The sequence below is a fragment of the Mastigocladopsis repens PCC 10914 genome (genome assembly GCF_000315565.1).
In the GTDB taxonomy this organism is placed as follows: domain Bacteria; phylum Cyanobacteriota; class Cyanobacteriia; order Cyanobacteriales; family Nostocaceae; genus Mastigocladopsis; species Mastigocladopsis repens.
The window spans coordinates 5,131,450-5,152,625 of sequence record NZ_JH992901.1; the positions used below are offsets into that span (position 1 = coordinate 5,131,450).

Below are 21,176 nucleotides of genomic sequence, written 5' to 3' on the forward strand. Positions count from 1 at the left end.
GTATGTGTTTGTACTTACGGTATTGCACCCAGGAGGTTACTGTGATGTTAAAATATATCACTAGATACTCAGTAAATTTATTAGATAAAACATCTTACGCGTTTTTTGCAACACAACAGCAGGAAGTTTGTAAAGGAACAATAAGAAATATATGTTTTAACGATAAATTAAGAGTATTATTTTTTGTAATACCTACGTATTCTTTTGTAAGAAGAAAAAGTATCTAATGCTACACAAGCTCGGGTACTGGAGTTCAAGAACAAGAGGAATTTCTCTCAGTTGAGCTTGAGCATCAAGGCGATCGCCGTAAGGCGGGCGCTTTGCGCCATCGCCCTTTGGGCACGCTACGCGAACGCCGGAGGCGGGCACTCCGTTCCATCGCGCTTTGCACAATGGCAATCGTTATCGTCAACCCCTATAGTAAGAAGTTCCACGCCGAGTCGTCTGACCCAGCGTGGAACTTCTTACACTCTTTTTTTAAAGAACTTCAGTCTCTCAACTCATAGCATAAGCTGGAAAAACTTTTGCCTGCTTGGACTTAACATAGACACGCTGGTCTTCCTGGATTTTGAGCTGATTAAACTGCTCACGGCTGAGGAAAGCAGTCACTGTTTCTCCAGATTTGAGAACCAACTCAACCCGAATTTCCCAACCTAAGTTAATAACGCGATCGACTTTGGCAGGTGTAGTATCCTCTGCAGGATTGGTCTGAATCACAATGTCATGAGGACGCAAAAATACCTGCTCGTTCGTTCGAGGCTTCAAATCTCTCTGTGGGAGAATACCAGTATTACTAGGAAGAACATTCACCGGACCAATAAAGCTCATCACAAAAGGTGATGCTGGCTGGTCATAAATCTCTGCGGAGCTACCAACTTGTTCCACTCGACCATTATTCATCACCACAATTTGGTCTGCAACCTCCATGGCTTCTTCTTGGTCGTGGGTGACAAGTACAGTTGTGACATGAACTTCTTCATGCAGTTTTCGTAACCCCGCCCTTAATTCTTTACGGACTTTCGCATCTAACGCCCCAAAAGGTTCATCCAACAGTAATATTCTTGGCTGAACTGCTAATGCTCTTGCTAGCGCCACCCGTTGGCGTTGACCTCCAGAGAGTTGGGAAGGATAGCGCTCTCCAAATCCCCGCAACTGGACTAACTCCAAAAGTTCATCCACTCGCGCCTGAATCCTAGCTTTAGGAACCTTACGAATTTCTAATGCAAAGGCTATATTTTGCCGCACTGTCAAGTGCTTAAACAAGGCGTAATGCTGAAACACAAAGCCTATGTGACGTTCCTGCACGGACTTGTAAGTAGCATCTTCACCAATTAGCCAGATGTGACCTGAATCAGGAGCTTCCAACCCTGCAATCATCCGTAACAAAGTTGATTTTCCTGACCCAGACGGTCCTAACAGTGCGACAAGAGAGCCTGTTTGAACCTCTAAACTCACATTATCAACAGCACGGAAAGAGCCATATTGTTTGGATACATTCTCAACTGCAATGCCCATAGTAATCTTCTCCAAGAAACTGATATATTTATAAACTACGGTTTATCTATCGTGAATTTGGTATTTCAGGCGACAATGTCTATTTCATCACGTTTTCAAAATCCATTTGGTGAAAACACCAAACAAAGCTTTAAGCTGCGCTCATTCTTGCCGCTTAAGCAGAACTTTCTGTGGAAAATTGAAACCGGAGTCGTGCGGGTTGTAACTTGGCATGAAGACGGTACGCTTGTCACTTTAGGAGTTTGGGGACCTGGAGATATCGTTGGTCAAGCCTTTTCTAAGGTTGAACCCTATCAGATTGAGTGTCTAACTAGGGTAGAGGCGACAATCTTGCCTCTGGAAGGGTGGTTTCCATTAACAGAGGTTATGCTTGCCCACATTCAACAGGCGGAAGAATTGATGATTATTCGCAGCTATAAGACAGTGGAAATCATGCTTATTAAACTCTTAGGTTGGTTAGCCAAAAAATTTGGTCGAGCAGTACAAACGGGACATCTCATTGATTTACGTTTAACTCATCAAGACCTTGCTGATATGCTCAATTCAACTCGCGTGACAATCACTCGCATCCTCACTCAATTAGAGGAACAGGGGTTGATTCATCGTCTCCCCCTGCATCGGATTGTCTTGAAAGAAGAAGAACTTTGGCACTATGAGATTTAGCTTCAGATGCATTTTTCAATACCAACCATCTCCGTCAGAGTTTGGCTTACCTACAATTTTTAAATTTAAAGACTCCAGGTAAGCCAAACCACGCGAAATTTGTGGTACAGTTCCACCAATTTCTATGTCAAAGCGTCCCTCTCCATTCGTGTGTTTTCCTAGCATTGCCCCCGTAATATTAACGACTAAGCCATGAGTAGCAATGAGCCGAGAAATCACAGGTTCTTGCTGGTAGCACTGGGGAATGTGCAAGCGTAGGCGAATCTTTGTAGTATTGCTGCTTTTAAAGAGGGGTGTCACCATAGAACTTAGGAGAACTTAAGAATCAAGAAGGATGAAGTAGGAAAAATTAATGAGAGATCAACACTTCATATTTCATACTTCATGCTTCACCAACTCCCTGTGTCAATGTCGTGCCAAATTTCTAGATTTAAGTCATTGATATAGGTTAAGGCACTATCAATTTGTGGAGAGGTTCCGCGTAAATCCAAATCAAACCAACCATCTCCAATACCATTAGCTCCCAACAGAGCGGCAGTGATATTCACAGTCAGACCATAGTTTGACACCAAACAAGAAATGACAGGTTCCTTGTGGTAATCCTTGGGAATTCTTAGGCGAATTCGTTTGTGGGTGAGAGTGTTATCAGACATAGTAAGTTAATCATTGTCATTGATTTTTCACACGGAAAAAGCTCTATTTTTCTTTTAATGTTTCTTCTTAATACCTGCTTTCCGTTCCAAAATTTCCTTCAGCACCAAAGTCACAACTGCAAGCAACATCAACAGAACAGCAACTGAGAAGGCTGCTTCAGTTTCATACTGTTTGTAAGCGTCTTCCACGTATAGTGGTAAGCTTTGAGTTTTCCGGGCAATGTTTCCAGAGACGACGGCGATCGCACCAAATTCACCCATGGATCTCGCATTGGTCAAAATCACGCCGTAGAGGAGTCCCAAACTGATACTAGGTAGAGTCACTCGCCAAAATATCTGCCAATCTTGAGCACCCAGCGTTTTCGCAGCTTCTTCTTGGTCGTTACCCATTTCTTCAAGAACGGGGATCACTTCACGCGCGACAAAGGGCATACTTACGAATGCTGTCGCCAGCACCATACCTGGAAAGGCAAAGATGACTTTGATATCAAATGTCTCTAACAAAGGACCAAACCACCCATTTCGCCCGTAGAGAAGTACAATCATCAACCCTGCAACTACAGGCGAGATGGAAAATGGTAGGTCAATAATACTTAGCAATAAAGCACGACCAGGGAAGTGATTGCGGGCGAGCGCCAAAGCTGCACACAAGCCAAATACCATATTGACTGGTACAGTGATAATAGCCAGTATTAATGTTAACCAAGCAGCATGAGTAAATTCTGGGCGTGTCAAATTGGAAAAAAACACATCAAGCCCTTTGTGAAAAGCCTGGAAAAAGACATTAGCCGCAGGTATGTACAGAATTAATGATAGATAGAATACTGCTATTCCAATAAGAATGACTGGAGCCAAACTCTTAGGCTTGATTTGCTTTTGATTGCCTGGTTGTCCTGTCGCTGAATGAAAATGTGGTTGTGGAAACTCATCACTACTTTGCATCATATCTTCTTCCCCAAGCTTGTAACATATTGATTCCCAGCAGTATCAACAGAGAAATGAGCAGTAGTACTATGCCAATGACAGTGGCACCAGAATAGTCATACTGTTCCAATCTTTGGAAAATCAGGACAGGTGCAATCAAATCATTGAAAGGAGTATTGGAAGCGACAATTACGGTTGAGCCATACTCCCCAACTGCGCGTGCAAAACCTAAAGCAACACCAGTCAAAATAGAAGGAAACAAGGGCGGCAAAATCACTTTGGAGAAAGTTTGCCATTGAGATGCACCGAGACTCCAAGCGGCTTCTTCAATTTCCTTTTCCATTTCCATTAAGACTGGTTGCACCGTCCGCACGACAAAAGGTAAAGAGATGAAGATCATCGCCACCCCTACGCCCAAGCGGGTGAAAGATACCTTAATGCCAAATGGTGCTAAGAGTGAGCCAATCCAACCATTATCGCTGTAAACTGTCGCGAGGGTTAATCCTGCTACCGCAGTTGGTAACGCAAATGGTAAATCTATGGTGGCATCAAGCACCCGTTTCAAGGGAAATTGATAGCGGACGAAAACCCAAGCAATCAGAGTTCCGAAGAATCCATTGATTAGGGCGGCTATTATTGCTGTAAAAAAAGTAACCTCGTATGTTGCTATTGCGATCGGACTTGTAGCAATTTCCCAAAACCGCGCGGGAGGTTCAGTACTCGCCTTCAAAAACATTGCAAGTATTGGGACAAGCAACATTACGGTCAGATATGCAAACGTAATTCGCCATGTCCAAGGAAGATTCCACAATTGAAGCAGATAGCTCTTCCAAGCCGGAGGTTTTCTCCGAATCAGTTCTCGGTGAGAGGTTGATGGAGGTGAAGATATAGCCATAAGTTGTGAGTCAGGAAGTTCAGGGAATTGGGGGATAGGTTGCTAATTAACGTCTTTGTGATTGAATTTTGTCAAAAATAGCCCCATCTTCAAAGAATTTCGCTTGAATTTGATCCCAGCCGCCGTAATCTTGAACTGTACCTAGATTTTTGACCTTAGGATACTTATTTGTAAGTTCTTTCGTTTGTGGTGTCTCCTCTATAGGTCGGAATCCGACTTTAGCAAACTCCTGCTGTGCTTCTGGAGTATAAAGGTATTTGACAAAAGCTTCTACAACTTCTCTGGTACCGTGTTTATCGACATTCTTGTCTACAATTGCGATTGGATTGTCGATGGAGATGTTCACATCAGGAATGACGTAATCAACTTTCTCGCCCTTCTGTTGTGCCAGAATGATCTCGTTTTCATAGTTAATCAGAGCATCCCCTTGATTCCGCTTGGCAAATATATCAGTTGCTTCACGCGCATCTTTTGTCAAGACGGGAACATTTTTGTAAACTTTCGTAATAAATTCTAGGGCTTTGTCCTCTCCTCCACCAGTTTTAATCACTGAATTCCAGAGGGCTAGGAAATTCCAGCGAGCGATACCAGAGGTTTTAGGATCAGCGGTAATTAGTCCTACACCATCTTTTGCCAAATCTGACCAGGTTTTGATGCCTTTTGGATTGCCTGGGCGAGTGACTAATGCAGCAACAGATTTAGAGACAATGCCGTTATTGGGGTATTCTTTCTCCCATCCTGGCTCAATCAATCCAGCCTTCTGAATCCTGTCTACGTCTAAGCCAAGTGCTAAGTGGACAAGATCGGCTTCTAAACCATCAATCACAGCACGAGTTTGAGAACCAGATCCCCCGTAGCTTTGCTCAAAGGTAACATTCTGGTTACGTTCTTTCTTCCACTGTTCCACAAATTTTGGAATAATAGCGTCGTGAGCTGCTTTAGTCACAGCAAATGAAACGAGTGTGACTTTCACATCCTGCTTATTGGCGGCTACAGGGCTTGCAGCAGAACCACCACTCTCACTGTTAGTGCCAGTGTTACTCGCACCACCAGAGCAAGCAGCAATAACGACACTCAAGCTGATTCCTATCAAAAAAAGTGATAAAAAACCTTTTAAAGAATTAAACCTAAATTTATCAGCTATTTTTAAGAGTGTTTGCCCCTGCTGCTTGAAAACACGTTGCCAAAAACTCATTTTACTTTCCCCTAGAATTTTACGGTATGTCGGTAAAATATCCGTATTTATAGTTTATTGTAAGAGATATTACAGGGGAGCAGTTAAAAATGCAAGAGAAAATATTCACTTTCTCCTGAGGAAAAGTGAATATTTTTGGATAATATTGCAGTTACAACCGCTTGAAAAGAACTTAGAACTCGAAATATTTCCAACTTACTAGCTGGGGATTCAAGAAAGAGGTTGCTATTTATGCAAACTTATGGGGTAAACCATCTTGAAATACTAGCAGTTCTCCAGGTTGGATTTGCGTCCAAAGTTCGTTGTCAGTGAGCGGAGTGGTGGCGATGACGGTAACGCGATCGCTTGGAGTGGTCAATTCACTAAAATCAACAGTTAGGTCTTGGTCAATTAAATGAGCAGCAGCAAAGGGTGCTTGACGTATGATGTAGCTGAGTTTTGTTGAGCAGTGGGCGAAAAAGTGTTCTCCATCCGAAAGTAAGTAGTTAAAAACACCTTTGTCTGCCAATATCTGGGTAATATCCCTAAGTACTGGGACAAGTTTCTCCAAGGGAGGTTTATCCTGAGGAAAGCATCCTCGCATCCTATCTAGGATAAGACAAAAAGCTTTTTCACTATCGGTATTCCCCACAGGTTGATAAAACTTCAGATCCTGGGGATGAAGATCTGGTAAATCTCCGTTGTGGGCAAACACCCAGTATCTTCCCCACAGTTCCCGCCGAAAGGGATGGCAGTTTTCCAAAACCACTTCACCTTGAGTTGCTTTACGGATATGGGCAATCACATGAGTAGAGTGGATGGGATAGCGTCGCACCAAATCAGCTACAGGAGAAAAGACAGAAGGTTTAGCATCTAAAAAAATCCGACATCCTTTTCCTTCAAAGAAAGCAATACCCCAACCATCGCGATGGTCGTCAGTTTTTCCGCCTCGCGCCGAAAAGCCCTCAAAAGAAAAGCAAATATCAGTTGGTACATTGCAATTCATTCCCAGCAGTTGGCACATGGATGTTGAAACTCTCAACTCTAGAGTAACGGCTGTGGGATCAAGATAAACCAAATTCACTTATTGATCTGGCATGAATGTTTCACTCTACAAAACTTCGTTATCAAGTTCAGTAGGAGTATAGTTTGGTTATTAAGAAGACCACAGAGTAGGAACTTAGAACTCAGTTGGGTATCCCCATAAATAAATGCGCGCTTATTTAAACAAGGACCCCGTATTTCTCGTACGTAGTATGGAGTCATACATTTTGACAGACTTCCATGTTTAAAAATAGGCGGCTCAGTTCCTTTTTACCGTTTATTATTCTGACTACTGAGTTCTGTGTTCTGAGTTCAATCTTGCGGTCATTAGTCAAGACTCAAGAGTTATTAGTCATGAGTTTTCTCCCCCACACCCCTTACTTCCTCCACTCCCTCTACTCCCCTACTCCCCAAACACCCACACCTCTGGCTGCAACCATATACCGGAAAATGTATTCCATTAACTCAATGTAATTGCGGGCGGTTTTGGGAGAAGGTGCCCAAACTGTAACGCCGTGGTCGCGGATCAGTAAAGCTGGTATTTGTGGGGGAGTGGTTGTAAAGCGCTCTTTAATTTCATCTGCAATGCGAGAAACCTGTAAATGGTTGGCAAATATGGGCATAGAACAACAAGGGTTCTCTTCCCAAACACCCAAACCTTTGAGCATCTCCAACGGTGGTAAGGGCAAGGTATCTCCTTTGACAAAGCGAGAAACCAAGCTTGCTTCTACTGAGTGAACATGGTAACAGCTCATAGCGTCGGCAAACAGGTCATAAAGAACCTGGTGAATAGCTGTTTCAGCTGAAGGCTTCAAATCAGGTGAGGGTTGCTCTACCTTACCGTTTGGCTGGATAGGCACAAAATCTCCAGGTTCTAATTCTCCTTTAGACCGACCACTGGCTGTAATCCAGAAGCTCCCATCGGGTAAACGAACCGACAGATTTCCCGCAGTTCCCACCATCCATCCTTGCTGGTAAAAGTGACGGGCATCTGAGATAAGTTCAAGACGAGGGTCAATGAGGGTAATAAGGGTTGAGCTATTCATGAGTTTCCTCATCTATATTTGACCAACAGCCTGACGAGTACGGATTTGTGTATCCGTATACTCAGGAAACCAACCTTCTGTCCCAGTGAAATACCGCACTGCTTTAATTCGTCGCGCTGGAGTGAGATAAAACCAGTGTTCAGTTCCCGCAGGTACGTTAATGTACTCTTGGGGCTGCACTGTCAGTTCTACTTGGGTATCATCAGGTCGTACAAAACCAAAAATGCCTTCCCCAGCAATGATGTAGCGGACTTCGTCTTCTGAATGAGTATGGATTTTGTCAAACTTCGTCAGCATTGCATCAAGGTTTGGGATTCCTGGATGCAGGACGATGAGGTCACGGGTTTGATAGCCTGCTGTTTGTTTGAGTTGCTCAAAATAGCCATCCAGCGATTTTAAGATTTGTTCTTTCTCATCCTCGTTGAGGCTATCTTGTGCTAATAGTTGACGCAACTGTTGACTCTCTCCCACAGCCCAACGATTGAGTTGGATGTTTAAGGGTGCTAGTTCGCGGCAAATGTCTTGCAAATCAGTATGGCGTGTTCCATCTTCCAATTGTAGAATCGCCATCTCTCACCTCTGGCAAAGATATATATTCAACGGTATCTATACTAACTTGTTATTCTTGATTGAAGAAAGTTGAGGAGCCTATCTGAGCAAGGGCGCTCATTGAGCCAACAATCCCCACCAAGAGCCGTCAGGCTGGGTGGGGAGCGTCAACAATTCAAGAATTTTGAATTGCTTTGCCCCCTACAGCCCTCTCAAAATCACCAATTCCACATGACTGGGTTATCGTCTAAATGGTCGGTTACAAGACGCCCAATGGCATCGATTTGGTGAAGTTCTTCTGTAGAAAGTTGAACAGAAGCAGCTTGGGCGTTTGCGGTTGCTTGCTCAGGATGACGCGCACCGGCGATTGCACTTGTCTGTGGTTGGGCGATGAGCCATGCCAGCGCTAACTGGGCAAGGGTACAATGATGATGGTTCGCAATGGGGCGCAATTTTTCTAAAGCTTGTTGGGCACGTTCAAAGTTTTCTCCCTGGAATAGCTTATTCTTAGCGCGGTTGTCTTGTGGGTCAAATTTGTGTCCAGATCCAAATTTCCCTGTCAACAATCCTTGAGCTAAGGGTGAATAAGCAATGATGGTAATCTCGTTTTCGATACAATAAGGCATTGCATCGGTTTCTACATAACGCCAGAATAAAGAATAGGGAGGTTGTAAACTATCAATACGCCCATACTTGGCTGCTTGTTCCAGTTGGACACGGGAAAAATTGGAAACGCCAATAGCCCGAATTTTCCCTTGCTCTTTGAGTTGGTTAAGAGCGCTCATTGTCTCCTCAATTGAGACAACTTCAGAATTGAAGGAGCCAGCGGGTCAATGAATTTGGTAAAGGTCGATGTAGTCAGTTTTGAGGTTTTTTAAAGAACGTTCACAAGCCTCAATCACTTGATTGTACTTTAAATGGTTAGCAAAAACTTTCGTGGCATACTCCACCTGCTCCCCAACATCCGATAAAGCTTCAGCAACAATGCGTTCCGAGTGTCCGTCACCATAGACTTCAGCTGTGTCAATTGTCGTAATACCAGCTTCCAATCCTGCGCGTATTGCTTTAATTGAGTCTGTATCCTCAACTCCCACCCACATTTTTTTACCAGCTTGCCAAGTCCCCATCAGGATGGGCGTGATTTTGACATCTGATTTACCTAATGTTCGCTTTTCCATAATGATTCCTTAACTTTTCTTTAATTCATTTCCTCAGACAGTGACATAGTGTATCGGTCTTGGTGTCCAATTAAATCAGAGTTACAGTAGATGCTTATGCAAGAACTGACTATAACTTCTCATGCACTCAAAGAATGGGCAGTTGCCATCAACGCCTTGGAAACAGGCAAAACAATTATGCTCCTCCGCAAGGGTGGTATCCACGAACGTGATGGACGCTTTGATGTCGCCCACAAGCAGGTTTTACTTTACCCAACGTTTGAACATCAACAGCCTTTCTTGCTCAAACGCGAGTATGCCAATCTCGTTATTCCAGTAACACCTGGTTGGCATCCAGAAACAGTCCGTATCAGCAGTTGCGCTGAGATTACGGATATTTTCCCAGTCAGTGACGAGTCTATAGTTAATGCTCTGCTTGGGTTCCATATCTGGAACGAGTACTTTATTAGCGATCGCCTCAAATGGAAACCGCGTCAGCCACTGTATATTCTCCTGCTGCGGACTTACAAACTCCCCCAAGAGCAGGAAATTCCCTATCGCAGCGAGTACGGCGGCTGCAAGTCATGGATTGATTTGGCTCAACCGATTTCGCTACAAGGAGCAGAACCAATTTTATCTGATTCGACATACACCCAATTAGTTGCCAAAATTCGCAACATCGTCAGCGATAAGTTATATGTTCCATCTACATAACACATAATTATCTAAAAAAGTACTCAAACATACATAAATTTTTATGAAGCACAGATAGGATTAGGTAAACGTAGAGACTTGCTACTTTTATCTGTGTAGCCTTGTGTTGCTAAGGCGTCTACATCTTACGTTTATTTGTTTTGAGGTTAACAGTTGTGAAGGATAAAAAAAGTACCCCAAAAGGGTGAGGATTGTCTTGACATACGTCTGCGATTATGCATCTAAAAGCTAAATAAAACACATAAGGAGTTTGCCATGCATCGACGAATGTGCTGGTTATCGAAGTCTGGAGACAATGGGGAAAAAGTTTTGCATTTACAGACTGCACCCAATGAACCTTGGCGTCCTTACACAGCTTTTCGGCAATATGCAGTTCCAGATTACGAAATACCAGGTGGTTCTAAGGGTTGGGCAACCTACCAAAAATTGTTAAAAGCAGGTTGGACTTTGATCCCAAGTGCAATGGCAAACGAGTTTAGTCCTCTCTCTACTAAAGTTAAGAGTTAATCAAAAGTCAAAAAAGTTTGACTTTTTACTTCTTATTGTCTCCCCATCGTTCAAAAACCTTTAGGGGAACCTTCACCACGCGGATCGGCTGCGCCTTCTAATGTTCCATCAGGTGTTACGACAATCGTGTTAATATTACCCCAAGGCGCAGTCTGCTTAATTTTGTGTCCTCGCCGCTGCAATTGTGCAAGAGTAAGAGCATCCAAACCAACGGGTTCCACTCTTAACTCATCTGGTAACCACTGATGATGTATGCGTGGTGCAGAAACAGCCGCGCCAGCATCCATATTGTATTCCAGTACATTCAAGATAACTTGCAGCACTTGAGTGATGATGGTACCACCACCAGGCGCACCCACTGCCATCCGGAGACGACCGTTTTCAGTGACAATTGTGGGAGTCATGCTGGATAAAGGAGTTTTGCGCGGTGCGATCGCATTTGCTTGACTACCCACAAGTCCAAACGCATTGGGTACTCCGGGCGCAGCCGCAAAGTCATCCATCTCGTCATTAAGCAGAATACCAGTTCCCGGCACCACCACCCCAGAACCAAAGCCGTAGTTTACCGTGAAAGTTAAGCTAACAGCATTGCGCTGTTGATCTATAACAGTTAGGTGACTGGTTTCGGGCGATTCATATTTAGGAGAAGAGGACGCAAAGAAGCTTTTTCGCCTTGTCTCCCCCTCGTTAGCCTGAATCAACTGCTGTAATGTCTGCGGATCTGCTGGTTTAACCTCATTTGAAGGTGTAGCCCTTTCCATTTTGATTTCTTGAAGCCGTTTTTTGGCATAAGCAGAGCTAATAAGTTGTGTGACAGGAACTTTGACAAAATCTGGATCGCCTAAATATTTGGAACGGTCAGCGTAAGCGATTTTCATTGCTTCCACCATCAGGTGTAAAGCGTCTGGGTGGTGCCATCCTAAAGATTTTAAATCGGTATCACCAATAATATTTAGAATCTGTAATAGATGAACGCCTCCTGCTGAAGGTGGTGGCATTGAGCAAATTTTAGCTTTGCGGAAATTGCCACAAAGGGGAGTGCGCCAGATTGGTTTATAAGATTTCAGGTCTTCACGAGAAATTAAACCACCGTTTTTTGCCATGTCAGACGCGATCGCACGGGCAATATTTCCGGTGTAGAAACTTTGGGGGTTCTTGGCAATTTCTGCCAAAGTTCGTGCTAAATCTCGCTGCACCAACTTTTCTCCCGGAGCGAAAAATTCTCCGTTACGAGTAAAAATTGCCCGCGCTGCTGGATTATTGAGAATAACCTGCTTGCGATCCTCATACACTTTTATGGAACGCCAAGTCTGCTCTTGAGAGAGGATGAAGCCATCTTTAGCAAGAGAAATTGCAGGTTTGACGACCTCTTGCCAAGGCAGCTTACCATAACGACGATGGACTTCATACAGTCCAGCCACCGTCCCTGGTGTCGCGGCTGCCAAATAACCGTTCACGCTGACATTTGGACGCACCTTTCCCTGTGCATCTAGGTACATATTTCTTGTGGCTTTTAGCGGTGCGCGTTCGCGAAAATCCAACGCCTTCATTTCGCCAGTTTTCGCTTGATGCAATAGCAAGAATCCACCGCCACCAATTCCTGCTGAAAAAGGCTCAACTACAGATATAGCAAAGGTAGTAGCGACTGCTGCATCAACTGCATTACCACCCTTGCGTAACATTGCCATCCCTGCTTCACTTGCTAAGGGATGTGCTGAGACTACCATTGCCTTTTTGGTCCGAAGCGGTGGGATAACGAAGGCGGATGCTACTTGGCTAGAAAATAGAACGCCAAGGGTAAAAGCTGTGAATGCAACCTGTTTACATTTGTCAAAAATACCGATTTTCATTTTTTATTGTTCTTAGGCTAGTAACCAGAAATGCATTCAAGGTAGCTTTGTGGCTTTGCACAGATTACAAATTATAATCTCATGCCAAGACGCAAAGATGCAAAACTTTTCGGCGTTGCATGAGTAGGTGCGCTGATTGTCCATCAAGGATAACAAGGATGACTTTTACCCTTTGCCTTCAGCCGTTAATTTCGACTGATAAATACAAATCCCCGTGTCTTACCGGAAACTGAATCAGCCGTTGCCATAGCCTTCCATAAATCTGCTGTTTTCACCCAGACTGGCGGATATTTATAACGAGAAACATCCATGATTAAAAATCTATCTGTTTTCTCGTTATATGCTGCTAATGGGGAAATATGCCCACCTTTTTCTTGCCCAATTTCTTTACGTAAATAATTAACTAAGATATAATTATCAGGCTGTTTTAAATTCTCTAATGCCAGTTTTCTAAAAGCTTGTAGGTTAGTGTCAGCAGCATGGTAAACCTTGACCTTAACGTTATAGCTAACTAAGAATTGCCCTATCTGCTCTAGAGTCATACCCATACGAGAAACCACCTCGGGTGCTAACACTTTTCGGGTAGCTTCGTTATTAAAAAAGTTTTCTTGAGTAAATACCCGGTAGGGAGAATACTGCTGTGCTTCTGGTGCAGGAATTTGCAAACCATTCAGTACCATAACAATACTAGCCACCCCACAATATGCCTGATTGTTTTGAGTAACAAACTGCATACTAAGTGGCAAGAAATCTTTCCTTGATTGACTTTCAAATAATAATTTTTCGCCTTCTTGTGAGTTAAAAGCAATTAAATTCTTTGGCAAAGTCAGTGTTTGAGCAAAGACACTTCCACTAGCTACAAAAGCACTTATTACTAAAGCCTTTAAAGGTAAGTTGATAGTTTTGAGTAAAATTTTATTCATGGTAATTTTTTACAAAAAAATATATTATATTGAACTTCCGGCTAAACCCTTAGCTTTGCGAAACTCGCTAACAACCTCTTTTATATCACGTAACTCGCCCTCAACTAAATAGTTTAATTGTCGCATTTCATCCGCCGAAATTCTGCCAACGAGTTGGGCGATCGCCTTCCTTAATTGTGGATACTTTTGTAAAGTTTCTTTACGTATTATTGGATCTGCCTCATAAGGTGGAAAATACTGCTTATCATCTTTCAGGACGACTAAACCCAAGCGAGAAATTTGCCCATCAGTGGAATTTCCATTCACCATGTCTACTTGCTTTTGCACCAGTGCCCGATAGATTAAACCTAAATCCATAATGCGAGGAGAATGGGCAAAGCGTAAACCGTAGGTTTTAGCCAATCCAGGAAAACCATCTTCCCTTTCCACAAATTCGTAGCTACAACCACCGCGCCACTGAGGTGTATATTTAGCAGCTTCAGAAAGAGTTTTGATATTGTAACGCTTGGCATCTTCACCGCGTATAGTCATTACAAAAGTGTTTTCAAAACCCAACGATTCCATTACTTCCAAATTGAACTGCTTGGCATAAGCTTGTTTTAAACGTCGATAAACTTCTTTTGGGTCACTAATCGCTTTTTGCTTCAAAATCCCAGTAAAAGCTGTACCCGTATATTCAACATAAGCATCAATTTTGCCAGCAATAATCGCTTGATGAGTCACAAAAGAACTCGTAAAGCGGCGACGTTCTACTTTTAAATTGCTAGTTGCTTCTATTTGCTGTGCCAAAAGTTCGCTTAAAATATCTTGTTCAGTAAAACCCTTGGAAGCAACAACAATATCTCCACCACCTCCGCTATTTGTGCTGGGGTTACAACTGGCAATTCCTAGCACTAGGGCAAAAGTTAAAAGGAAAAAGGCAAAAAATCTTTTCATATCTTTGTTCTTCACCTTGGCGTTCTTGGCGGTTCATGAATGACAACACACCTGACTTGAAAATAGAACTCAGAACTCAGAACTCAGAATGCAGAAGAAAAAATAAATTTTCATCTGTCCTGGTGTACGCAGTTCATGATGGCTATTTTCTTGTAATTTTTAATCTTCCCTCCAACCAACCAATGCCAAAATCAGCAACTAAAGCAATGATCGCCGCAGGAATCGCACCAGCTAAAAGTAACTGATTATTCACCACTGCAATACCTCGAAAAATCAACTCCCCTAAACCACCAGCACCAATTGCTGCGGCAATAGTGGCAATCCCAATCGCAATCACTGTCGCCACTCGCACCCCTGCTAAAATAACACTCAGTGCCAAAGGAATTTCTACCTGAAGCAATAATTCTCTATCTGTCATTCCCATCCCTCGCCCAGCTTCTATAATGGCTGAATCTACACCAGTGATCCCCGTATAAGTATTGCGGATTATAGGTAATAGAGAATACAAAGTTAGGGCAACAATTGCAGGGCTTGGTCCAATTCCACCAACTATAGGTACGGGAATAAGCAAGCCAAACAGTGCCAGACTGGGAACGGTTTGCAGAATATTCGCAATCCCAAGAATGGGTTGGCGGAGGTTCTTTCGCCGGGTAATTAATATACCCAGTGGAATTCCTACGAGAGTGGCAATACCAATAGAAACTGCTACCAGCAGCAAGTGTTCTAGAGTGCGTTCCAGGATTTCCGAGGCGTATTTTATTAAGAAGAAGTCACTGATATTCATAGGGCTGGTTTGAGACATTGCAGAAATGCAAGGGCTTCTGGGTGTTGAGAACGCAAAAATTCTTCGGTTGTACCCAACACAACCAATTCTCCCCCATGCATTAACCCAATTCTCGATGCTAAAACAAATGCTTCTTGGATATCGTGAGTGACAAACACAACTGTCTTGCCTAGTTCCTGCTGTAACCGTTTAAATTCTTGTTGCAGTTCTAACCGGGTAATTGGATCGAGTGCGCCAAAAGGTTCATCCATCAACAAGACTGGCGGATCGGCTGCTAGCGCCCTTGCCACACCAACCCGTTGTCTTTGCCCTCCCGAAAGTTCATGTGGATACCTTTGAGCAAATTTTTCTGGTTCTAAACCTACCAAATGCAACAATTCATAAACTCGCGTTTTAATTTGCTTGGGTTTCCAACCTTCCAAAGATGGAACCAAACCCACATTGCGTTCAACAGTGAAATGAGGAAATAAACCCGTTTCTTGAATGACATAACCAATCTTGCGCCGCAATTTAATTTCATCCCATTGAGTTGTAGGAATGCCATCAAATAATACCTCGCCTTGTGTGGGTATAAATAGGCGATTGATTAATTTCATTGTCGTAGTTTTGCCGCTCCCACTGCGCCCTAGTAATATCAGTGCTTCTCCTTGATGGATAGCGAAATTGAGGTTTGATACCAGAGGGCGGTTGTTACGGCTAAAGGTAACATTGTGAAATTCGACAGCGATTTGGTTATCCTGCGGCATGAGTCACTTGCAAGCTGGTTTTATGTCATTATCTTCTGAATTTTGCCAGTATGCGTTAGGTTTGTACTTTGCTAGATAAAGTCTATCCAAAACGGATCTGCCCAAGGGAAATTTTTTTCCCTTCTGGCATAAGTCACTTCGGGCTTTAAGTATAACTTTTTGGCACTCCATACTTACCCAATAGAGGTTGAAAATGCCAGGTGCAAGATAAGAGCCAACCACATTTTCAGTGAAATTGCTGATGGAGACATAGCATAAGTCACACTAAATTGTTATGAAATTTCTTATGAAGTTTACCAGGGATAGACATGAAATTCCAAGCTATTTGCATAAGCGCAGCCGTAACTGTTGCCATGTTCACAGGGTTAACACTGAGCCATCAGGAGTCTGCTCAAGCTCAACTTCTTCCAGGTGTTACTGTTTGCACTGGTGGGTTAGTACTAGTGAATGGAGTTTGCGTTTCTGTAAACAACACAACAGGAGTTCCCACTCCAGCTCTACTGCCAGGTTTAATTGGTTTAGGCGCGAGCTTACTACGTAAGCGTAAGGCTAAGAACGCTGAGGTTACTGAGGTTGATATCTAAAGTTTCTGACAGCTAAATACCTAGACTGTTATGTCATTCCACTGAGGGTGATCTAGCTATAAGTCATAAATGATGGCACTTTTAAGGCAAAACTTTGACTAGAGAGCCATCATTCTTAATTTATCTGTCAATTGGGTCTTACCCAGCTGATCAGGCAGGAAGTCTTTAGAGTAACGTGGAAAAGCTCTTAGCATACTACTGAGAGCAGTTAGCGGGGAGATAGCATTGCTGCTTAAGGTTAGCTCTGGAGATTGTACCAATGCATAGAATCCCAGTCCTGTAAAAATGTGGTAAAAGGTAGACAATATGGGTCGGCTGTTGTTGTGTAAAAGCCCAAGAACTGCTCACGATTGGATTGTCCTATGTGGTCTTGTAGTAGGTCTGTGGTACCTGCCTAGTTGGCTAGGAAATCTACTAAACTTGGTTGTTCACGGTGTTGCGTTTCCTTTACTTGTCTTTGTAGCTGCTTATCTGGCAATACAAGAGTTATGGCATCAGCGAAACCAACTTGCTAAGCTAATTGCTCCTGTCCAACAGAGGCGACTAGGACACATCCTAATTCTAACGAGTGTGGGTCTTTTTCCGTTCTGTCGTTTCGCCTTCTGGCCACAGGCTCTATTGTGGTTTTTGGTTTTAGTTGGGATTACTTTAAGTTCTTGGGGTGTAAGCTTCTTTAAGAAGTACCCATGCCCTACTTTCTTGATACTCCTGAGCGTACATCCAACACCAAATTACCTCGTTGATTATCTGTGGAGAACTGTTAATTACCACACTCTAGAACAATTGGTGGCTTGGAGTAGTAGTCTAGCACTTCAAGCTATAGGTCAGTCAGCGACTTCAACTCATAATTTGATCTATTTAGGCACAGGTGCAATCCAGGTAGAGTGGGGCTGTACCGGCACTGATATGGCTATTACTATGGCTACAACTAGCTTGTTATTAGGCTTAATTCTTAAGCAAAGCTGGCTGCAAACAGTAGGATTAGTTATTGTAGGGATTACTTTGGCTTTTGTTTTGAATGTACCCCGAATTATGTTGCTAGCGTTTGCAAATTCCTTTTGGGGGAAAGAAGCATTTGAATTTTGGCACGGTGGATGGGGTGAACAAATCTTCTCAACAATTCTCTTCACAATTTACTATTACTTGATGAAGGCTATTTTTTCTGAACGCTCTGTCAAATCACGGCTCTGATGTCGGTTTGATAGGCATCTAGGACATTTCATACTTCTATTTCATTCGTGCCATAATATCTGCAATTCCGAAAAATGCTATTCAAAATAGTAGCGATCGCTCTCTAAGTTCAGGATTGCAAAAGTTGGTAACGAAATGAAGATGATGCATATCGTTCGTAGTAAGCACGAAGAGTGCTAAAGTACTTACTACGCTCAAGCATTAAGCAATGAGCAATCTAGCCTTATCCGCTTGCTCTTGCACACTCTCCTTAAGCCACTCACTAATAGATTTACCCAATTTGACAGCTATTGTTGGATCTAGAGTCAAAGTCTGTTGGATTTTTTGCTGCAACTCTGGTTTCTTTTGATATGCTAGTTCGTCAATTTTCTGATCTGGAACCAATTTGCGTATCCAGCCAGGTATATCTGTATCCTTAACTAAGGACTCCCCTAGAAAATAAGCTAATATCCCAACAATCGGTGCAATGATTCCAGCAAAAAGTAGGATATGGAATAATCCTGCTAGGACAACACCTACGATTAAAGCAACAACGTGTCCAACAAATATAGAAAGTCCGGTTAAATCATCAAAAGATATGGATGTAGGAACTTTTTGAGTGTGGTCACCCAAGTCAATTGTTTTGTTACCAAAGGTGTCTAGTGGTAAACCATACTTCCTACAAATTGAATCTGTTTTTTCCCTAACCTCGTTCTGAACTTGTGACAACCACTCAACTAAACAAGTTGTCATTTTGTCATTAGCATCGTTTCCTGTTAGCCAAACTTTAGCTTTCTGCTCTATTTCAGATTCAAGAGATGAGAGCGTTATGATGTCTCTGTTCCGCCAAGATTGCACACTTGGTTTTATGACCTCATCTACCAAACCATTTGCCAGTTCCTCTGCTAATTTTTCCAAAAATGCCGGTATGTGATTTCCAACAATACCTGTCAGTTCTTGGTCAAGGAATTGACTGATTTCTTCTATAAATCCCGCTGTGCGGATGTAGACCCGTCCCCAACGTGACAATCCTCTAGCAATACTAAGTTCAGGCTCTCCGTCTCTCTTGCAAGGCAAATTGGGAAATATCTCTTGGCATATTTCTAGAACAAACCACATTTTAGAAGCACTACCTGTGAGGAGAATTGCACTGGGTTGAAAGCCTATGTGCTCTAACTTTTGTTTTACTGCCTGTAACTGATCACGGAAAGCATCATGCCAACTTTTGTTGTCAAGTTCTGGCAGAGGTTGGCTGAGGATTGCGTTCATAATTTTGCCATTAACCAAGGGCAAAAATTTAAATTTTCTTTGAATATCCTCAATACCTACATTAACTAAGTTCTCTTCGTAAGAATCTTGATAGGTAAAATACTCTTCTTTTGCTTTACGACATCGGAGTTCACAGCGATTTTTGTATATTGGGTTTTGCTCAAAAATTTTTTCAAGCTGCGAAATTTCTTCGAGTTGCAAAATTTCTTCATCTCTGAGAATTTCTCCAAGTCGTAAAATTTCTTCGCGTCCCTCCCTATATTGTCTTTGACATTCCAGCGTTTTTTTGAGAATTTCTTTTTCAATTAGAGATGCACCCAAGTCGTGCCCAAAATCTATCGGGGTGTCAGACATACCCTTGACAAGGGTGTAGTCTGTGGTGGACGAACCAATGTCGATAACCAGCACCGACTTTTGTAATTCTTCTATAGTGAATATGCCACTTTCTTTGGCATGCATTAAAGCAGCGCGTGACTCTTTGACTACGGTTGCATTTGGCAAGCAATCTTCAGAAAGAAGTTGTTTGTAACTCTCAATTTCTTCTTGCCACCATCCTGAGGGACAACCTATGAAAAAGTGGTTGTTATCTTCCAACTGAATTTGTTTAGTATCAATCAAATGCTTGTAAATAGCATTGACAAATTCTTTAATGTTTTTTTTGTATGCCGTTTCATTAAATCGCCTAGATTTAAAAGCAATTTCAAAGATGGTAGCATCAGGCATTTGACACGCCATTTCCCCTATGAAAATTCCTTTTTTAGGATGATGAGCAATGGCGGTAATTTGGCTTTTCCTATTATTAATCAGTAGACTTTGAGGAGTCGTTTCTGGATTATCTGCTCGCACCCAGGTCAGAGCCGTTTCTCCATGCCCTAAATCAAATCCTATGATTTTAATATTATGATAGTCGTGCATTAGTAATTCTGTCTGCTCCATAGAATTTATACTATTGACTCGTTTCCATGCTCTGCGTGAGAACGAGAGTAAAATGATGGATTTTGCCTATCCTACGATGCTGAAGACGATGCAGGCTCAACGACCGACCCTGGTAAGAGTACCTGATCATCTTTAACAAAAGCGTGCTTCAGGGTTATGTAATCTGTAATTTGTGGGTCGAGACTCGGCTCAAAGTAGAACATTGACCAAGCTTCCATTCCCAAGTCCTGTTCTTCTGTGGGTTGATAAACTCGTGTCTCAATTCCGTAGCGTCTCAAAATCGTTGCAGCTTGTTCAATGCGCCTACGCACGGCAATTGGGAGTTGAGTTTGTTCATCCAGTCCCTCTGCCATCAAGTCTTGTAGGTACTCTAACAAGTCCAAATGATTTTCCAAACCGGGATTGGGTGCTTTCTCTTGGGTGCCCCCGTAAGCAGCAACAGTTAGGTCAATTGATTGAAAAGCTTGATAGAGATGGTCAAGTAATTTATCAATATCGACAGCTATTTTCAACTCATTTTTAGCAGGTTCTAACTGTGGAACGATACCTGCGTTCTCAGACAACTGTGTTTGCTGAACTATTTTTCCAATCACTCCACCCGTAATTGCTCCTATTAACCCCCATGAATAACCCCCAGCCAAGGTTCCTGTTATACCGCCAGCAAGTAGGCTACTCATAACCTCGCGGTTGTTGTGTACTTGTTGTGATAACGCCTGTTTGTAATAATCCAGCGATGTCAATGCTTTTAAATTTTTTTCTACCTGAATAATTGTGTGAAATGGCGATAAAGTGTTAGAGGTTAACTCAGTCAAGCCTAGCTGGCTTTCGGATTGGGAGTTGGCACTGCTGTTAGATTTCTCTAGAGTATTTGGGGTTGAATCTTGCAGTTTGACTAATATCAAAATGCTAGTGTATTGATTGAGTGCCTTTAACATGACTATGGCAAGGCGTGCCTGTGGTGGGGTCAATCCTTTAATGTAATCACCACTGTAGTCTGCAAGCTTATTAATCTCTTCTTGAACTATCTTGAGAACTTGCTCAGTTGTTTCTGCACGTTCTAATTGAGATTTTAGCTTTTCTTTTATTTCTTTGTAATGAGATATAAGCGTTTTCATAATAAATTTCCGGGCATCCCAT

21 protein-coding genes and 1 pseudogene are annotated in these 21,176 nt (G+C 42.6%); 5 read left to right on the forward strand and 17 right to left on the reverse strand.

The window, feature by feature from the left end:
• Positions 1-495: 495 nt before the first annotated feature.
• Positions 496-1,515, reverse strand: a complete 1,020-nt coding sequence (locus MAS10914_RS0124830) for a sulfate/molybdate ABC transporter ATP-binding protein (RefSeq protein WP_017318650.1) — start codon at positions 1,513-1,515, stop codon at positions 496-498.
• 75 nt (positions 1,516-1,590) lie between these two features.
• Between MAS10914_RS0124830 and MAS10914_RS0124835 the strand changes: the two genes are divergently transcribed.
• A complete protein-coding gene (locus tag MAS10914_RS0124835) occupies positions 1,591-2,178 on the forward strand; it encodes a Crp/Fnr family transcriptional regulator (protein WP_017318651.1) in 588 nt (195 codons plus the stop codon).
• Between the two features lie 15 nt (positions 2,179-2,193).
• Here the strand turns inward: MAS10914_RS0124835 and MAS10914_RS0124840 are convergent, their stop codons facing one another.
• The 9 genes and pseudogenes from MAS10914_RS0124840 to MAS10914_RS33185 form a co-directional block, all read right to left on the reverse strand.
• Positions 2,194-2,481 (reverse strand): NIL domain-containing protein, encoded by a 288-nt coding sequence (locus MAS10914_RS0124840; RefSeq protein WP_017318652.1) that lies wholly within the window; start codon positions 2,479-2,481, stop codon positions 2,194-2,196.
• An 86-nt stretch (positions 2,482-2,567) separates the two neighbouring features.
• Positions 2,568-2,831 (reverse strand): NIL domain-containing protein, encoded by a 264-nt coding sequence (locus MAS10914_RS0124845; protein WP_017318653.1) that lies wholly within the window; start codon positions 2,829-2,831, stop codon positions 2,568-2,570.
• 54 nt (positions 2,832-2,885) lie between these two features.
• Positions 2,886-3,776 carry a sulfate ABC transporter permease subunit CysW gene (gene cysW, locus MAS10914_RS0124850; protein ID WP_017318654.1) on the reverse strand — a complete coding sequence of 297 codons (891 nt, stop codon included), beginning with the start codon at positions 3,774-3,776 and terminating at the stop codon, positions 2,886-2,888.
• Positions 3,763-4,650 (reverse strand): sulfate ABC transporter permease subunit CysT, encoded by an 888-nt coding sequence (gene cysT / locus MAS10914_RS0124855; RefSeq protein WP_026082795.1) that lies wholly within the window; start codon positions 4,648-4,650, stop codon positions 3,763-3,765. The genes cysW and cysT overlap by 14 nt, the downstream gene beginning before the upstream one ends.
• A gap of 46 nt (positions 4,651-4,696) precedes the next feature.
• Positions 4,697-5,845 (reverse strand): sulfate ABC transporter substrate-binding protein, encoded by a 1,149-nt coding sequence (locus MAS10914_RS0124860; RefSeq protein WP_017318656.1) that lies wholly within the window; start codon positions 5,843-5,845, stop codon positions 4,697-4,699.
• A gap of 229 nt (positions 5,846-6,074) precedes the next feature.
• The gene (locus tag MAS10914_RS0124865; RefSeq protein ID WP_017318657.1) at positions 6,075-6,848 is read right to left on the reverse strand and encodes a class II glutamine amidotransferase; all 774 of its coding nucleotides are present in this window, start codon (positions 6,846-6,848) and stop codon (positions 6,075-6,077) included.
• Between the two features lie 415 nt (positions 6,849-7,263).
• Positions 7,264-7,914, reverse strand: coding sequence for a methylthioribulose 1-phosphate dehydratase (gene mtnB / locus MAS10914_RS0124870; protein ID WP_017318658.1), 651 nt, complete (start codon positions 7,912-7,914; stop codon positions 7,264-7,266).
• 12 nt (positions 7,915-7,926) lie between these two features.
• Positions 7,927-8,484, reverse strand: coding sequence for a 1,2-dihydroxy-3-keto-5-methylthiopentene dioxygenase (locus MAS10914_RS0124875; RefSeq protein WP_017318659.1), 558 nt, complete (start codon positions 8,482-8,484; stop codon positions 7,927-7,929).
• A gap of 197 nt (positions 8,485-8,681) precedes the next feature.
• Positions 8,682-9,641 (reverse strand): annotated as a pseudogene (locus tag MAS10914_RS33185) (aldo/keto reductase).
• A 96-nt stretch (positions 9,642-9,737) separates the two neighbouring features.
• Here MAS10914_RS33185 and MAS10914_RS0124890 point away from each other — a divergent pair.
• Positions 9,738-10,334, forward strand: a complete 597-nt coding sequence (locus MAS10914_RS0124890) for a DUF1802 family protein (protein WP_017318662.1) — start codon at positions 9,738-9,740, stop codon at positions 10,332-10,334.
• Between the two features lie 255 nt (positions 10,335-10,589).
• Positions 10,590-10,841 (forward strand): hypothetical protein, encoded by a 252-nt coding sequence (locus MAS10914_RS0124895; RefSeq protein WP_026082796.1) that lies wholly within the window; start codon positions 10,590-10,592, stop codon positions 10,839-10,841.
• Between the two features lie 50 nt (positions 10,842-10,891).
• Here MAS10914_RS0124895 and ggt read toward each other — a convergent pair whose 3' ends face one another.
• The 5 genes from ggt to MAS10914_RS0124920 all read right to left on the reverse strand — a co-directional run bounded on the left by ggt (position 10,892) and on the right by MAS10914_RS0124920 (position 16,080).
• Positions 10,892-12,691 carry a gamma-glutamyltransferase gene (gene ggt / locus MAS10914_RS0124900; protein WP_017318664.1) on the reverse strand — a complete coding sequence of 600 codons (1,800 nt, stop codon included), beginning with the start codon at positions 12,689-12,691 and terminating at the stop codon, positions 10,892-10,894.
• 185 nt (positions 12,692-12,876) lie between these two features.
• Positions 12,877-13,614, reverse strand: coding sequence for a phytochelatin synthase family protein (locus tag MAS10914_RS0124905; RefSeq protein ID WP_017318665.1), 738 nt, complete (start codon positions 13,612-13,614; stop codon positions 12,877-12,879).
• 24 nt (positions 13,615-13,638) lie between these two features.
• The gene (locus MAS10914_RS0124910; protein ID WP_017318666.1) at positions 13,639-14,550 is read right to left on the reverse strand and encodes a glycine betaine ABC transporter substrate-binding protein; all 912 of its coding nucleotides are present in this window, start codon (positions 14,548-14,550) and stop codon (positions 13,639-13,641) included.
• A gap of 142 nt (positions 14,551-14,692) precedes the next feature.
• A complete protein-coding gene (locus MAS10914_RS0124915) occupies positions 14,693-15,334 on the reverse strand; it encodes an ABC transporter permease (protein ID WP_017318667.1) in 642 nt (213 codons plus the stop codon).
• Positions 15,331-16,080: an ATP-binding cassette domain-containing protein gene (locus MAS10914_RS0124920; protein WP_017318668.1), complete on the reverse strand. Its 750-nt coding sequence runs from the start codon at positions 16,078-16,080 to the stop codon at positions 15,331-15,333. The genes MAS10914_RS0124915 and MAS10914_RS0124920 overlap by 4 nt, the downstream gene beginning before the upstream one ends.
• A 308-nt stretch (positions 16,081-16,388) precedes the next feature.
• Here MAS10914_RS0124920 and MAS10914_RS0124935 point away from each other — a divergent pair, with 308 nt between their 5' ends.
• Entirely contained in the window at positions 16,389-16,664 is a 276-nt protein-coding gene (locus MAS10914_RS0124935; RefSeq protein WP_017318670.1) for a PTPA-CTERM sorting domain-containing protein, read from the forward strand.
• Between the two features lie 306 nt (positions 16,665-16,970).
• On the forward strand, positions 16,971-17,855 hold the full coding sequence (gene crtC / locus MAS10914_RS0124940) for a cyanoexosortase C (RefSeq protein ID WP_017318671.1): 885 nt from the start codon (positions 16,971-16,973) through the stop codon (positions 17,853-17,855).
• 201 nt (positions 17,856-18,056) lie between these two features.
• Here crtC and MAS10914_RS0124945 read toward each other — a convergent pair whose 3' ends face one another.
• Both MAS10914_RS0124945 and MAS10914_RS0124950 read right to left on the reverse strand, forming a co-directional pair.
• Positions 18,057-20,039 (reverse strand): Hsp70 family protein, encoded by a 1,983-nt coding sequence (locus MAS10914_RS0124945; RefSeq protein WP_017318672.1) that lies wholly within the window; start codon positions 20,037-20,039, stop codon positions 18,057-18,059.
• A 71-nt stretch (positions 20,040-20,110) separates the two neighbouring features.
• Positions 20,111-21,154, reverse strand: coding sequence for a hypothetical protein (locus tag MAS10914_RS0124950; protein WP_017318673.1), 1,044 nt, complete (start codon positions 21,152-21,154; stop codon positions 20,111-20,113).
• Positions 21,155-21,176 lie beyond the last annotated feature (22 nt).